Here is a 15,129-nt window from a genome sequence, read left to right as displayed (position 1 = left end):
GTCTACCGGATTCTGCTCAGGTGGGGGTATCGAGGCCGGCGCGCAGCGCATCGCGCAGCGCGTCCTGCTGGGTGGTGTCGGTGAGGGGCTGGTCGTGCTCGTCGGTGATCTGGAAGACGTCCTCGGCGCGCTCGCCGAAGGTCGCGATGCGCGCGTCGTGCACGCGCAGGCGCTGGCCACGCAGCACCTGGGCCACGTCGGACAGCAGGCCCGGGCGGTCGGGCGCGACCAGGCCGAGGACCGTGCGGCGGCCATCCGGCGTGGTGCCGAACTCGATGCGTGGCGCGAACCGGAAATGCTTCAGCTGGCGCGGCACCGCGCGGCGCGAGGTGCGCACGCTGTCCAGCGGCCTTGCCAGCGCTTCGCCGAGCCCGCGCTCGATGTCGGCCGGGTCGCGTGGTGCGTAGGTGTCTGCCGGCAACACTTCGAACGTATCGAAGATGGCGCCCTGCGGCCCCACCAGCACGCGGGCCTGGTGGATCGCGAAGCCCATCCGGTCCAGCGTGGCGAGGATGGCCGCGAACAGACCGTCGCGATCCGGCGAGTGGACGAACACTTCCATCGCATCGGCGTCGTCGGCGATCCGGCGCGCACGCACGCGGGTCTCGCCCGGCGTCGCGCCACGGAGCGCGTGCGCCTGCCAGGCCAGTTGTTCCGGACGGAAACGCAGGAAACTCTCCTCCGGCATCGTGGCGAACAAGGTGTCGGCCTGCATCGCCGTCATGCCCTGCACCTCCAGCAGCGCGCGCACGCTGCCGCGCGCCTCCGACAGGCGCTCATCCACCGCCACCGGATTCTCGAGCCCCTCGCGCAGCACGCGGCGCGCGGCGAAATAGAGGTCCGCGAGCAGCCGGTCCTTCCATGCGTTCCAGAGCTTCGGGCTGGTGCCCGCGATATCGGCGCAGGTCAGCAGATAGAGGTAATCCAGTCGCTCGCGGTCCTTCACCAGGGCAGCGAAGGCATGGATGACGTCCGGATCGGCGATGTCCTGCTTCTGCGCGGTCACCGACATGCGCAGGTGTTGCTCCACCAGCCAGGCCACCAGGTCGGTATCGGACTCGCTGAGCGCGTGCGCAGCGCAGAACTCGCGCGCATCGACCGCACCGAGTTCGGAATGGTCGCCGCCGCGGCCCTTGGCGATGTCGTGGAACAGGCCGGCCAGCAGCAGCAGTTCCGGCTTGCGGAGTCGTGGCCACACCTCGTGCGCGATCGAGAAGCGCTCATCGGCGCGACCTGCGGCGAAGGCCGCGATGTTCCGCAGCACCATCAGCGTGTGCTGGTCGACGGTGTAGACGTGGAAGAGATCGAACTGCATCCGCCCGGACACGCGGGCGAAGGCGGGAATCCACTGCCCCAGCACGCCGAGTCGCGCCATGCGGGTGAGCGTCTCCACCGCGCGCGGCCCGCGCAGCAGCGCCATGAAGGCATCCCGCTGGAGACGGCCCGCCTGGGGATAGGACTGCAGCTTCGGCAGCGCCTCGGCCAGCGCACGCGCCGTGCGCGAATGCAGCCCGCGCACCTGCGGGTTCGCCGCCCACGCCGCGAACAGCGCGAAGACCTGCGTCGCGTCGCCGGACGGCCACGCCGGATCGCGCGCGGCCAGGTAGCCACGACGAAGCGCGAAGTCCGCGTCCAGCGGTTCGGCCAGCGCTTCGCCGTCGAACTGTTCCTCGAAACGCTGCAGCAGGCGGTCGCTGATCCGGCGCACGATGGCGGCGCTGCGGTAGAACCCCTGCATCATCTTTTCGACGCCGAGGTTCTCCGCGTCGTCGGCGAAGCCCAGCCGCTGGGCCAGGGTCTTCTGGTAATCGAAGCGCAGGCGTTCTTCCGCCCGTCCGGCCACGCGGTGCAGGCCATACCGCAGGCGCCCCAGCGCACGGCGTTCGCGCGCCAGGGCCACGGCTTCGTCCTGGCCCAGGTGGCCCATGCCCACCAACGGCTCCAGGTCGCGCACGCCGAACGTACGCAGCGCCATCCAGCCCAGCGTATGCAGGTCGCGCAGGCCGCCGGGGCCATCCTTGATGTTGGGTTCGAGATTGTCCGAGGTGTCGCCGAAGCGTGCGTGGCGGATGCGCAGTTCCTCGCGCTTGGCCACGAAGAAATCGCGCGGCGGCCAGACGCGGGCCGGGCCGATCGCATCGATCAGCAAGCCTTCGTCGACGGGCTCGCCGACGATCAGGCGCTCTTCGATCAGCGCGGTCAGCACGGTCTGGTCCGCAGCAGCGGCGGCGGTGCATTCCGCGGCCGAGCGCACACTGTGGCTGATCGGCAGGCCGGCATCCCAGAGGGTGGCGAAGAATCGCGCGACCGCATCGTGGTGGACCTGCTGGACATCGCTGCCGGCCAGCACCAGCACGTCGACATCCGATTGCGGGAACAGTTCGCCGCGCCCGTAGCCGCCGACCGCGAACAGCGCCATCGGCGCCTGCCCGGGGATGCAGCGAAGCCACGCATCTTTCAGAAGATGGTCGACCGCGCGTGCGCGCAGGGCCAGGATGCGGTCCATGCCGTCGTCCTGGTCGAAGCGCTTGTCCAGGCGGGCGTCGGTGTGGGCCAGCGACGCGCGGGCCGCCGCCGACCAGGCCGCGTCATCTCCGACATCCGGGCCGATGTCCGGAAGCCGCGTCGCATGTCCGTTCGCGGCTGCCGGGACGCTCACAGGTCGTTGTCGTCGCCCGGCACGCGGGTCAGGATCTCGACACCATCCTCGGTGACCGCCACCGTGTGCTCCCACTGCGCCGAGAGCTTGCGGTCCTTGGTCACCACGGTCCAGCCATCGGGCAGCACCCGGGTATGGCGGGCGCCCTCGTTGATCATCGGCTCGATGGTGAAGGTCATGCCCGGCTTGAGCACCACGCCCTCGCCCGAGCGGCCGTAGTGCAGCACTTGGGGTTCGTCGTGGTAGACCTTGCCGATGCCGTGCCCGCAGTACTCACGCACCACGCTGAAGCGTTCGCCCTCGGCGTACTGCTGGATCGCGTGCCCCACGTCGCCGAGGGTGGCGCCCGGCTTCACCGCCCGGATGCCGCGGAACATGGCCTCGCGGGTGACGTCCACCAGGCGCTTGGCCATCACCGACGGGGTGCCGACGACGTACATGCGGCTGGTGTCGCCGTGCCAGCCGTCCTTGATGACGGTGACATCGATGTTGAGGATGTCGCCGTCCTTGAGGACCTTCCCCTCGCTGGGGATGCCGTGGCAGATGACGTTGTTGACCGACGTGCAGACGGTGGCCGGGAAGCCCTTGTAGCCCACGTTCGCCGGGATCGCCTTCTGCACGTTGACGATGTGATCGTGGCAGATGCGGTCGAGTTCGGCGGTGGTCACGCCCGGCTTCACGTGCGGGGCGACCACCTGGAGCACCTCGGCGGCCAGCCGGCCGGCGATGCGCATCTGGGCGAGGTCTTCGGGGGTTTTCAGCTGGATGGCCATTGGCCGATTATCCCCCATTTGGCGTGCCAGCTGAACGCCCCGGAGCCCCGGGCCCTTCCGCGGCCCGCCCCCGGTTTGCGGCCGGCCGCGCATGACGGCTATAATCCCGCGGCTTCGCGCCCGGGCACGCCCGGCCGGACCGCCCACGTCGGGCGCCACCGACGAATCCACACCTGTCGCCACCACCCGTGCCGGGGTGCCCTTCGCCTGAAGGGTTCGGTCACGGAAGCGACAGGGAGGCCCAACCCCGGAACCCTGCCCTCGCGGGCACCGCCTTCCATATGCCTGGCGGCGGGTTCCTTATCAGGAGTAGAGCAATGCCCCAAGTCACCATGCGCCAGATGCTGGAAGCCGGCGTCCATTTCGGCCACCAGACCCGCTATTGGAACCCCAAGATGGCGCCGTACATCTTCGGTGCCCGCGGCAAGATCCACATCATCAACCTCGAGAAGACCGTTCCGCTGTTCAACGACGCGATGAACTTCCTCTCGGGCGTCGCGCAGAAGCGCGGCACCGTCCTGTTCCTGGGCACCAAGCGCAGCGCGCGCGAAGCCGTGAAGGAAGAGGCCGTGCGTTGCGGCATGCCGTACATGACCCAGCGCTGGCTGGGCGGCACGCTGACCAACTTCGCCACCGTGAAGAAGTCGGTCGCCCGCCTGAAGGAGCTGGAATCCGCCGAAACCGACGGCACCTTCGAGAAGCTGGTCAAGCACGAAGTACTGGGCCTGCGCCGCGAGCGCGACAAGCTGGAAGCCTCGCTGGGCGGCATCAAGGACATGAACCGCCTGCCGGACGCGCTGTTCGTCATCGACATCGGCCATGAAGACATCGCCATCAAGGAAGCCAAGAAGCTCGGCATCCCGGTGATCGCGGTGGTCGACTCGAACTACGACCCGGCCCTGGTCGACTACGCCATCCCCGGCAACGACGACGCCATCCGCGCCGTGCAGCTGTACGCCCGCGCCGCCGCCGACGCCGTGCTGGAAGGCAAGGCCGCGTCGCCGAACGCCGCGACCGTCCGCGAGGAAGAGTTCGCCGAAGGTGGCGACGACAAGGGTGCCCGTCGCGCCCCGGCCAAGAAGGCCGCCGGCAAGAAGTCCGACGAAGCCGCTGCCGAGTAATCCGGCTGCAACGCCGCCGCGCCATGCTGCGCGGCGGCCCATGTTCATCCCTTCTCCCATCGGGAGAAGGTGCCCGAAGGGCGGATGAGGGTGCGGTAAGCACGTTGGCGCTCCATGCGTCGCGACACCGCCGGACCCCCACCCCAACCCCTCTCCCGACGGGAGAGGGGCTTTGCCAATCTAAACCGAGGTAATCCCGTGGAAATCACCGCTTCCCTGGTCAAGGAACTGCGCGAGCGCACCGGCGCCGGCATGATGGAGTGCAAGAAGGCGCTCACCGAGAACAACGCCGACATCGACGCCGCCGCCGAGTGGCTGCGCAAGTCGGGCCTGGCCAAGGCCGACAAGAAGGCCGACCGCGTCACCGCCGAAGGCCGCGTCGCCGTGGCCCAGGCCGGCGGCAAGGCCGTGCTGGTCGAGATCAACTCCGAGACCGACTTCGTCGCCAAGGACGCCAACTTCATCGCCTTCACCGACGCCATCGCGCAGGCCGCGCTGACCTCGGGCGCCGCTGACGTCGAAGCCCTGAAGAGCGCCAAGCTCGCCTCGGGCGAGACCGTCGAGGAGGCCCGTGCCGCCGCGATCGCCAAGCTGGGCGAGAACATGCAGATCCGTCGCCTGGTCGCCATCGACAGCGCCAACAACGTGGCGGCCTACGTCCACGGCGGCAAGATCGGCGTGCTGGTCGAGGTCAAGGGCGGCGACGCCGACCTGGCCCGTGGCCTGGCGATGCACATCGCCGCGATGAACCCCCCGCACAACAAGGCGGCCGACGTGCCGGCCGAGTTCGTGGCGAAGGAGAAGGAAATCGAACTGGCGAAGATGTCCGACAAGGACAAGTCCAAGCCGGCCGACATCCTGGAGAAGATCATCTCCGGCAAGATCAACAAGATCGTCAACGAAGTCACCCTGTACGGCCAGCCGTACGTGCTGGACAGCGACAAGTCGGTCGAGCAGGTGGTCAAGGCCGCCGGCGCCGATGTGATCGGCTTCCAGCGCCTGGTGGTCGGCGAAGGCATCGAGAAGGTGGTGGAAGACTACGCCGCCGAAGTGATGAAGCAGGCCGGCCTGGCGTAAGCCATCGCCCCACCTGTCGTACACGGGAAAGCCGCGGGGAACCGCGGCTTTCCTGCTTTCCGGGAATGCATCTTCCGCATGCAGCGACCGCTCGTCGCGCTCCGCTAAAGTTTGTCCTTGTTGCGCCGAAACTGGTTACAAAGGTGACACTTCGTCACGCTTTGCTGGCATGCTGCCGGCGACCTCTCTCAACGCAGTGCGCACCCGGATGCGTCCCGAACTCGAAGCCCAGCTCCTGAATTGCCGCAACCTGCCGAGCCCGCCGGGCGTGGCGTTGCGCATCCTCGAGCTCGCGCAGGATCCGGAAGTGGTGATGGCCACTGCCGCCGACGCGATCGGCCTGGACGCCGCCCTCAGCGCGCGTATGTTGCGCATCGCCAATTCGCCGCTGTATGCCAGCCGTCGCCGCGTGGAGAATCTCTCGCAGGCGCTGACGGTGCTGGGCCTCAACGCCACCCTGACGCTGGCGCTGGGCTTCTCGCTGGCGCGTTGCGGCAGCGGCAGCCATCCGGTTGCGCAGGCGCGCGTCTGGCGCCGCAGCGTGGTGGCCGCGCTGGCCAGCCGCCTGCTCGGCCAGCATGCCGGCATCCGCAAGGCGGAAGAACTGATGCTGGCCGGCTTGCTGCAGGACATCGGCATGCTCGCCCTGCTGGAAGTGCTGGGCGAGGACTATGCCCGCCTGGTGGAGAACGCCGAGGACAACGTGGCACTGCTCGCCGCCGAGCGCGACTGGCTGGGCTGCGACCACGCCACCGTGGGTGGCTGGCTGGGGCGCCAGTGGAACCTGCCGGCCCTGCTGCGCGAGGCGATCATCGAAAGCGAGCAGCCCGCATCGGATACGGCGTTCAATGCCTGCGTCGCGGTCTCTGGCCACATCGCCGACATCTGGCTGTCCACCGGCGATGCCGATCGCACCGAGGCCGCGCATCGCGATGCCGCCTTGCAGGCCGCCACGCGCCTGGGGCTGGATTACGCCGCGTTCCTGGCCCTCACCGAGGAGATGGTGGCCGCCCTTCCCGACGTGTGCGCGATGTTCGACGTGCCGCCCGCGCCGCCGGCCCGCATCCAGGCGCTGCTGGACCAGGCCCGCGAATTGCTGGTGGTGCGCAACCTGCGCGAGATCCAGGAAGCCGCGCGCGCGCGCAAGGAAGCCGACGAACACGAGGACCGCGCCCGCCGCCTGGCCGAGGAAGTCCGCCGCGACCCACTGACCGGCGCGTACAACCGCAGCCAGTTGGAAGAGGTGCTGGAGAAGGAATTCGACGCCGCCACCCGCCATGGCTGGCCGCTGTCGATCGCCTTCATCGATCTCGACGATTTCAAGCAGGTGAACGACCGCTGGGGCCACCTGGTCGGCGACGAGGTCCTGCGCAATTTCGCCAAGGCGCTGATGCGGCATGTGCGCAGCAGCGACATCGTCGCCCGCTACGGCGGCGAGGAGTTCCTGGTGGTGTTGCCGGGTATCGCCGAAGACGCGGCGGCCCATGTCGTGCGCCGCATCCTGTCGGAAGTCTCCGCGGCCGCCATGGCCGACGTCAGCGGCCAGCCGTTGCACGTGACCTTTTCGGCCGGACTCGCGACGCAGGGAACACTGGAACAGTTCCACCACGTCGACGACCTGCTCCGCGCGGCAGACGAAGCGCTCTACGGCGCCAAGCGCGAAGGCCGCAACCGGGTGTCGGTGGGCGCGATCGGCGCCCCGTGACGCTCCGCGGCCGCGGCTTACTGCCGGGGCTGCAGCACCACTTCCTCGTAAGGCTGGACGACCACCCAGCCCTCGCCCGCGAACCGCAGTTGGATGCTCTCGCCGGAGCCACGGCCCAACAGGGTGCCCAGCGAAACGTCGGCGACGATTTCCGGCGTCAGCCCGCCCGACCAGGCCACCGTCGCATTCGGATCGGTGAAGACGGGGCCGGTCTGCGCGGTCACCGGCAGCGTCAGCGGCTCGTAATGGGAGGTGATGGCGACGATGCCATGGCCGCTCAGGCGCACGTTGAACAGGCCGCCCGACAGCATGCCGGCCACCTTGCGCATCATCGTGATGCGGCTCTCGATGCCCGACTCCACGGCCAGTACATCGTTGCCGTTGACGAAGATCGATTCGCCCGCCAGGCGCAACAGCGTGATCTTCTTGCCGGCATCGGCCAGGTAGACGCGGCCCTGCCCCTCGATCTTCATCAGCTGCATGCCCTCGCCGCTGACGGCCTTCTTCAGCAGGTTGCCCAGGCCCTGTTCCAGCAGGCCCTGGCGGGTGAATTTCACCGCCCCCTTGCGCGCCACCATCGCGCCGGCCTTGGCCCACACCAGCCCGTCCAGGCGCACCTCGAGCAGGTGCGGGCTCTCGAGTTCGAAGGCGTCCGCACTGGCATCCTTTTCCCGGGAAGAAGCGATGAACTCCTGCAGCGTGCGCACGCTCATGTCGATGCCTTGATGGTCGCCTGACGGGAGCGCCATCATAAGCCGCATCCCCGGAGACCACGCCATGCCCGAGATCGTGCCCGTCCCCCACGCGCTGGACAGCGCGCCGCGCGAAGCCGTCGCCGCCGACCGGCTGCTGTCGGGCCACCCCACGCAGGCGGTCGCCAATGCGTTCTCGTCCCCGGACGCGCGCTTCCATTGCGGGGTGTGGGAGGCCGATGCCGGCGCCTGGCGCGTCAGCTACACCGAGCACGAGTTCTGCCACCTGCTCGCAGGCCGGCTGAGACTGCGCGGCGACGACGGTGACGAGACCGTCTGGGAGGCGGGCCAGAGTTTCGTGGTGCCGGCGGGCTTCAGCGGCACCTGGGAAGTCCTCGAACCCGCACGCAAGCTTTACGCGATCTACGAACCCGGCGACTGACGCAATACGTGGGCTCGGATAGAATTGCGTCCGTTTGCCCCCACGCTGAGAGCCCCCATGACCGCACCCCTCGCCTATCGCCGCATCCTGCTCAAACTGTCCGGCGAAGCGCTGATGGGGGCCGAGGACTACGGCATCGACCCGGCCGTGATCACCCGGATCGCCCGGGAAATCATCGAGGCGCGCGACGCCGGCGCCGAGATCGGACTGGTGATCGGCGGCGGCAACATCTTCCGCGGTGCCGGCCTGGCGGCCGGCGGCATGGACCGCGTCACCGGCGACCAGATGGGCATGCTGGCCACGGTGATCAACGCGCTCGCCATGCAGGACTCGCTGGAGAAGCTCGGCGCCAAGTGCCGCGTGATGAGCGCCATCAAGATCAACGATGTGTGCGAGGACTACATCCGCCGCCGCGCCATCCGCCACCTGGAGAAGGGCCGCATCGCGATCTTCGCCGCCGGCACGGGCAACCCGTTCTTCACCACCGACTCCGGCGCCGCGCTGCGTGCGATCGAGATCGGTGCGGACCTGCTGCTGAAGGCGACCAAGGTGGACGGCGTCTACGACAAGGACCCCAGCAAGCATGCCGACGCCAAGCGCTTCGACCAGCTGACCTACGACGACGTCATCGCCCGCGACCTGCAGGTGATGGATACCGCCGCCTTCGCACTGTGCCGCGACAGCGAGGTACCGCTGCGCATCTATGATCTCTCGGTGCCGGGCAACCTGATGCGCATCCTGCGCGGCGAGCACGTGGGCACCCTGGTGAAGGGCCGCAACTGACGCGACCCCGCTGTAATAGTGTCCGTGCCGGCCCGCCGGCACCCTAGGCGACATGGCACACGGACACGGACACGGCGCACACGCGCACCCCCACGGCTCGGCCACGCGCGCCTTCGCGCTGGTCACGCTGATCAACCTGGCCTATACCGCTCTCGAGGCGGGCTACGGCTTCTACACCAACTCGCTGGCCCTGCTGTCGGACGCCGTGCACAACCTCGGCGACGTGCTGGGACTGGCACTGGCCTGGAGCGCGGCCGCGCTGGCGCGGCGCCCGCCCCGCGGACGCCATACGTACGGCTGGCGGCGCGCCACGCTCTTGTCTCCCCTGGCCAACGCCCTCCTGCTGGTGGTGTTCTCCGGCGCCCTGGGCTGGGAAGCCGTACGCCGCTTCAGCGCGCCGCCGGAGATTCCCGCGACCCCCGTGATCGTGGTGGCTGCGCTCGGCATCCTGGTCAACCTGGGCGCCGCCTGGCTGATGCGCGACGGCCACGCGCACGACCTGAACAAGCGTGGCGCGTTCCTCCACCTGATGGCCGATGCCGCCGTTTCGCTGGCAGCGGTGCTGGCCGGCGTGGGCATGGCGACGCTGGGCTGGGCCTGGCTGGACCCGGCCACCGCCCTGCTGATCGCCGTGGTGGTCGCCGTCGGCTCCTGGGGGTTGCTGCGCGACAGCTTCGACGCCGCGATGGACGCGGTGCCGGGCAGCATCGATCCCGAGGAAGTCGGCGTGTTCCTGCGCGAACAGCCCGGCGTGTCGGCCGTCCACCACCTGCACATCTGGTCCCTCGGCGCCAACGAGATCGCACTGACCGCACACCTGGTGCGGCCCAGCGAGGACGATCACGACGCCTTCATCGACGCCACCGTGCATGCGCTGGACCACCGCTTCGGCATCAACCACGCGACGCTGCAGATCGAGCGGGGCGCGGGTTGCGGCCACGACCTGCACGATGCCGCGCCGCATCATTCCCACTGAGCGCCCTCCGGGCGGTCGGCAAGGGCGCCGAATCGCCCTATAATCGGTCGTTTACAGCTTTGCAACGGAAAGGGCGATGCTCAACGACATCAAGAAAGACGCGCAGGCGCGCATGACCAAGAGCATCGAGGCGCTCCGCCACACGCTGGTCAAGGTCCGCACCGGCCGGGCCTCCACGGCGCTGGTCGAGCACCTGAAGGTCAACTACTACGGCTCCGACATGCCGCTGAGCCAGGTCGCCACGGTGACGATCTCCGACTCCCGTTCGCTGACGATCACCCCGTGGGAAAAGCAGATGGTCGGCGCGGTGGAGAAAGCCATCCTGGCCTCCGACCTGGGCCTGACCCCGAATACCGCCGGCACCACCATCCGCCTGAACCTGCCGGCCCTCACCGAGGAACGCCGCAAGGAACTCTCCAAGGTGGTCCACGGCGAAGGCGAAGACACCAAGGTCGCGATCCGCAACATCCGCCGCGATGCCAACCAGCAGGTCAAGGACCTGCTGAAGGACAAGCAGATCACCGAAGACGAAGAGCGCCGGACCGAAGACGAGATCCAGAAGCTCACCGACAAGTCCATCAAGGACGTCGATGACGTCGTCAAGGCCAAGGAACAGGAACTGATGGCGGTCTGAGGACTGCCATGTCCCCTGCCGTTTCCCCGTCCGTGCCCCGCCACCTCGCCGTCATCATGGACGGCAACGGGCGCTGGGCCGAACGCCGCCGGCGCCCGCGGGTCATCGGCCATCGCGCCGGGGCCCGCGCGGTCAACGTCTGCATCGACTTCTGCCTGGAGCGCGGCATCGGCGCGCTGACCCTGTTCGCGTTCTCCAGCGAGAACTGGGGCCGGCCGGAAGAAGAAGTCGGTGCGCTGATGAAGCTGTTCCTCAATGCGCTGGACCGCGAGGTGGAGGAACTCCATCGCCGCCAGGTGCGCGTACGCTTCATCGGCGACCGCGCCCGTTTCTCCGACGACATCCGCGCGCGCATGCACGCGGCCGAAACGTTGACCCTGGGCAACACGCGGCTGCACCTGGTGATCGCCGCGAGCTACGGCGGGCGCCAGGACATCGCGCACGCGGCACGCGCATTGGCCGAAGAGGTCGCCGCGGGCCGCCTGCGACCGCAGGACATCGACGAAGCCGCCCTCGGCGGTCACGTGGCGCTGGCCGACCTGCCGGCGCCGGATCTCTTCATCCGCACGGGCGGCGACCACAGGATCAGCAATTTCCTGCTGTGGCAGCTGGCCTACACCGAACTCTGGTTCACCGACGTGTTGTGGCCGGACCTGGATGCCACGCTGTTGCAGCGCGCCCTGGACGACTTCTCGGGGCGCGAGCGCCGCTTCGGCCTGACCAGCGCCCAGGTGGCCGGCAGCACCACGGAGGACACCCCTGCATGAGCGTCACCCGCACCCGCGTCATTGCCGCGCTCGTCATGGCTCCCTTCGCCATCGGCGCCATCCTGCTGCTGCCGACGTCCTGGCTGGTCATGCTGGCCGCCCTGGTGTTCCTGATCGGCCTGTGGGAGTGGTTCAAGCTCGCCGAGATCGACGACACCCTGCAGCGGACCGTGCTGCTGACCGCCAACCTGCTGCTCATGGTGTTGCTGGTGTGGGCCTCGCGGGGTTCGACCGACCTGGTCCCCTTGCGGCTGATGGCCCTGGTTGGCACGGCCTGGTGGCTGCTCGCGCTGCTGTGGCTGCGCTTCTACCACTTCGCGTCCGACCACGAGACGTGGGCCCGCGTGTTCAAGCTGGCGGCCGGTACGCTGGCCGTGGTGCCGGCCTGGTGCGCGCTCGGACTGATCCACGCTTCCGAACCGAATGGCCACATCTGGCTGTTCGTTGCGCTGGCCATCGTCTGGGCAGCCGACAGCGGCGCCTACTTCGCCGGTCGCCACTTCGGAGGCCGCTGGTTCGCGGGCCGCAAGCTGGCGCCGCGCATCAGTCCCAACAAGACCCTCGAAGGCCTGCTGGGCGGCCTGGCCGCGGGCCTGCTGGTCGCGGGCATCGGCGCGCTGATCGCAGGCGCCGGCGTGGCCCAGCTGCCGGGCGTGCTGGTGGTCGCGATCTTCACCGTGCTGTTCTCGGTGGTGGGCGACCTGTTCGAAAGCCTGCTCAAGCGCCATGTAGGCGCGAAAGACTCGGGCGACGTGATCCCCGGCCACGGCGGCGTGCTGGACCGCATCGACGGCGTGCTGGCCGCATTGCCCGTGTTCGTGCTGGGCAAGGAAGTCTTCGGATTCTGAGCATGGCCGCGCACGCACCCCGCAATGTGGCGGTCCTGGGCGCGACGGGCTCGATCGGTGCCTCGGCGCTCGACGTCATCGCCCGTCACCCGGATCGCTATCGCGTCAGCGTGCTGGCCGCGGGCCACAATGTGGATGCACTGATCGCGCTATGCGTGGCGCACCGGCCCGACCATGCCGTGATCGCTGACGCATCGCTCTATCCGCGCCTGCGCGATGGCCTGGCCGGCGCGGGCCTGTCCACCCGGGCGCATGCCGGCGACGCACCTCTCGATGCGCTCGTGGCCGATGCCGCGTGCGATACGGTCGTCGCCGCCATCGTCGGTGCCGCAGGCCTGTCGTCGACGCTGGCGGCGGCCCGCGCAGGCAAGCGGCTGCTGCTGGCCAACAAGGAATCCCTCGTCCTGGCCGGCGAGCTGGTCACCGGCGCGGCCGATGCGGCCGGCGCCGACATCATCCCGATCGACAGCGAGCACAACGCCATCTTCCAATGCCTGCGTTCACGACAGGCTCAGGGCGATGTCAGCCGCATCGTGCTGACGGCATCGGGTGGACCGTTCCGCGGCCGCAGCCGGTCCGAACTGGCGCAAGTGACGCGCGAACAGGCCGTCGCGCACCCCAAGTGGTCGATGGGGCCGAAGATCAGCGTCGACTCCGCCACGCTGATGAACAAGGGCCTGGAGCTGATCGAGGCCCACCACCTGTTCGGCGTGGGACGCGAGCGGCTTGACGTGCTGGTGCACCCGCAAAGCCTGGTGCATTCCCTGGTGGAATTCGCCGACGGCTCCACGCTCGCACAGCTCGGATTGCCCGACATGCGGACGTCGCTGGCGGTGGGACTGGGCTGGCCCGAACGCATCGACTCCGGGGTTCCGGGACTCGACCTTCTGCAACACCCGCGGCTGGACTTCGAAGCCCCCGACACCGATGCATTCCCTTGCCTGCGCCTGGCCTGGGAGGCGATGGAAGCCGGCGGTACCGCCCCGGCCGTGCTGAATGCTGCGAACGAAGTCGCGGTTTCAGCCTTTCTTCAGGGCCGCGTGGGTTTCCTATCCATTCCCGCGCTGGTCGAGGACGCCCTCGCTGCGCTGCCCGCGACGCCGGCCGATTCGCTGGAGGCGTTGCTGGAAGCGGATGCGCAGGCTCGCCGACTGACCGAACGCAACCTCGCAGGCCACCTCTCCCCCATGAGCGCCGAGATCCGATGAGTGACCTGCTGGGCTCCGTCTGGTGGATGATCGTGGCGCTGGGCATCCTGGTGACCTTCCACGAGTTCGGCCACTACTGGGTCGCGCGCCGCTGCGGCGTCAAGGTGCTGCGCTTCTCCGTGGGCTTCGGCAAGCCGCTGTGGTCGCGACGCGACCGCCACGGCACGGAGTTCGCGGTCGCCGCGATCCCGCTCGGCGGCTACGTCAAGATGCTGGACGAAGCCGAAGGCGATGTCCCCGCTGCGCAGCTCGACCAGGCCTTCAACCGCAAGCCGGTCTGGCAGCGCATCGCTGTGGTCGCCGCCGGGCCCCTGGCCAATGTGGTGCTCTGCATCGCCCTGCTGTGGGCGATGTTCGTGCTGGGCAAGCAGGACTATTCGGCCACGCTGGGCAGCGTGACCGGCATCGCCGCGGAAGCGGGCCTGCAGCGTGGCGACCGGATCGTCAGCATCGGCGACCGCGCGATCGACACCTGGACCGATGCGTCCATCGTGCTGACCAAGGCCGCCATCGATGGCGATGACATTTCCGTCCAGGTCGAGACTGCCGCAGGCACGACCGCAGACCGTCGCCTGGCCCTGTCCCGGCTGCCGACTGACTTCGACCAGGAGAACGCCGTGGGCCTGATCGGCCTGACCTGGCGCCATTGGGTCGTGCCGGCGACGATCGGCAAGGTCAGCCCTGGTGCCCCGGCCGATGGCGTGCTGAAGCCTGGCGACGTGGTCACCGCGGTCGACGGCCAGCCCGTGCATGGCTTCAACGATATCGCCACCCAGGTGGACGCCCTCGGCAAGCGCGGCGGGCCGGCCATGGTCGAAGTCGATCGCGCCGGCGAGCGGCTAGCCTTCGAGCTCGAGCCCCGCCGGATGAAGCGCCCCGACAATGGGCAGGACTACTGGGGCCTGGGCCTGGCGCCGCCGGAAACCGCGCAGATGCCCGGCTACGACGCGACCCTGCACTACGGCCCGCTGGCCGCGCTCCCCGCCGCGCTGCGCGAAACGGGCAAATTGACGTCCGATTCCCTGGGCATGATCCGTCGCATGCTGACCGGCGACGCCTCGCTGAAGAACGTCTCCGGCCCGATCACCATCGCCCAGGTGGCGAATGTTTCGGCCAAACGCGGGCCTGACTGGTTCCTCTGGTTCCTGGCGGCGATGTCGCTGAGCCTGGCGATCATCAACCTGCTGCCGATCCCCGTCTTGGACGGCGGGCACCTCCTGTATTACCTTATCGAGTTGGTCAAGGGCAGTCCCTTGAGCGAGCGCCACATGGTGGCCGGACAATATGTGGGCCTGGCTGCGTTGGCAGGCCTGATGGGGTTGGCGTTCTACAACGACATCCTGCGTCTGGTGACCTGATGCCCCTGAACTTTTCCGGGCAGGCCCGCTCCAAGGGCCACCCCCAGACGGCAAAACCCGGGACCGTAGCCCTGCGGCCCACCCCT

At 68.8% G+C, this 15,129-nt stretch carries 14 protein-coding genes; 11 read left to right on the top strand and 3 right to left on the bottom strand.

Annotation, left to right across the window (positions count from 1 at the left end):
• Positions 1-16: 16 nt before the first annotated feature.
• Both glnD and map read right to left on the bottom strand, forming a co-directional pair.
• Complete coding sequence (gene glnD, locus ASD72_RS02255; RefSeq protein ID WP_056878489.1) at positions 17-2,611, bottom strand: [protein-PII] uridylyltransferase; 2,595 nt, start codon at positions 2,609-2,611, stop codon at positions 17-19.
• Positions 2,612-2,655: 44 nt separating this feature from the next.
• Positions 2,656-3,432 carry a type I methionyl aminopeptidase gene (gene map / locus ASD72_RS02250; RefSeq protein WP_056878325.1) on the bottom strand — a complete coding sequence of 259 codons (777 nt, stop codon included), beginning with the start codon at positions 3,430-3,432 and terminating at the stop codon, positions 2,656-2,658.
• Between the two features lie 317 nt (positions 3,433-3,749).
• On the opposite strand from map, the gene rpsB reads away from it, so the two are divergent.
• From rpsB to ASD72_RS02235, 3 genes are all read left to right on the top strand, one after another.
• Positions 3,750-4,553, top strand: a complete 804-nt coding sequence (gene rpsB, locus ASD72_RS02245) for a 30S ribosomal protein S2 (protein ID WP_056878324.1) — start codon at positions 3,750-3,752, stop codon at positions 4,551-4,553.
• A gap of 198 nt (positions 4,554-4,751) precedes the next feature.
• On the top strand, positions 4,752-5,630 hold the full coding sequence (gene tsf, locus ASD72_RS02240; RefSeq protein WP_056878323.1) for a translation elongation factor Ts: 879 nt from the start codon (positions 4,752-4,754) through the stop codon (positions 5,628-5,630).
• 208 nt (positions 5,631-5,838) lie between these two features.
• A complete protein-coding gene (locus ASD72_RS02235; RefSeq protein WP_056878488.1) occupies positions 5,839-7,335 on the top strand; it encodes a GGDEF domain-containing protein in 1,497 nt (498 codons plus the stop codon).
• Positions 7,336-7,352: 17 nt separating this feature from the next.
• On the opposite strand, the gene ASD72_RS02230 is transcribed toward ASD72_RS02235, so the two are convergent.
• Positions 7,353-8,048, bottom strand: coding sequence for an AIM24 family protein (locus ASD72_RS02230; protein WP_056878487.1), 696 nt, complete (start codon positions 8,046-8,048; stop codon positions 7,353-7,355).
• A 64-nt stretch (positions 8,049-8,112) separates the two neighbouring features.
• On the opposite strand from ASD72_RS02230, the gene ASD72_RS02225 reads away from it, so the two are divergent.
• From ASD72_RS02225 to rseP, 8 genes are all read left to right on the top strand, one after another.
• A complete protein-coding gene (locus ASD72_RS02225; protein ID WP_056878322.1) occupies positions 8,113-8,469 on the top strand; it encodes a cupin domain-containing protein in 357 nt (118 codons plus the stop codon).
• A gap of 57 nt (positions 8,470-8,526) precedes the next feature.
• Positions 8,527-9,252: a UMP kinase gene (gene pyrH / locus ASD72_RS02220; RefSeq protein ID WP_056878321.1), complete on the top strand. Its 726-nt coding sequence runs from the start codon at positions 8,527-8,529 to the stop codon at positions 9,250-9,252.
• 52 nt (positions 9,253-9,304) lie between these two features.
• On the top strand, positions 9,305-10,228 hold the full coding sequence (locus ASD72_RS02215) for a cation diffusion facilitator family transporter (RefSeq protein ID WP_056878320.1): 924 nt from the start codon (positions 9,305-9,307) through the stop codon (positions 10,226-10,228).
• Positions 10,229-10,304: 76 nt separating this feature from the next.
• Entirely contained in the window at positions 10,305-10,862 is a 558-nt protein-coding gene (gene frr, locus ASD72_RS02210) for a ribosome recycling factor (protein WP_056878319.1), read from the top strand.
• 8 nt (positions 10,863-10,870) lie between these two features.
• A complete protein-coding gene (uppS, locus tag ASD72_RS02205; RefSeq protein WP_056878318.1) occupies positions 10,871-11,629 on the top strand; it encodes a polyprenyl diphosphate synthase in 759 nt (252 codons plus the stop codon).
• On the top strand, positions 11,626-12,477 hold the full coding sequence (locus tag ASD72_RS02200) for a phosphatidate cytidylyltransferase (protein ID WP_056878317.1): 852 nt from the start codon (positions 11,626-11,628) through the stop codon (positions 12,475-12,477). Before uppS ends, ASD72_RS02200 begins: the two co-directional genes overlap by 4 nt.
• Positions 12,478-12,479: 2 nt before the next feature.
• Entirely contained in the window at positions 12,480-13,685 is a 1,206-nt protein-coding gene (locus ASD72_RS02195) for a 1-deoxy-D-xylulose-5-phosphate reductoisomerase (RefSeq protein WP_056878316.1), read from the top strand.
• Positions 13,682-15,043: an RIP metalloprotease RseP gene (gene rseP / locus ASD72_RS02190; RefSeq protein WP_056878315.1), complete on the top strand. Its 1,362-nt coding sequence runs from the start codon at positions 13,682-13,684 to the stop codon at positions 15,041-15,043. Before ASD72_RS02195 ends, rseP begins: the two co-directional genes overlap by 4 nt.
• Positions 15,044-15,129: the final 86 nt, after the last annotated feature.

The sequence above is a fragment of the Pseudoxanthomonas sp. Root630 genome, assembly GCF_001427585.1.
Classification (GTDB): Bacteria; Pseudomonadota; Gammaproteobacteria; order Xanthomonadales; family Xanthomonadaceae; genus Pseudoxanthomonas_A.
The sequence above is the reverse complement of the archived record's forward strand: the minus strand, read 5'-3'. Positions and strand labels throughout refer to the sequence as shown.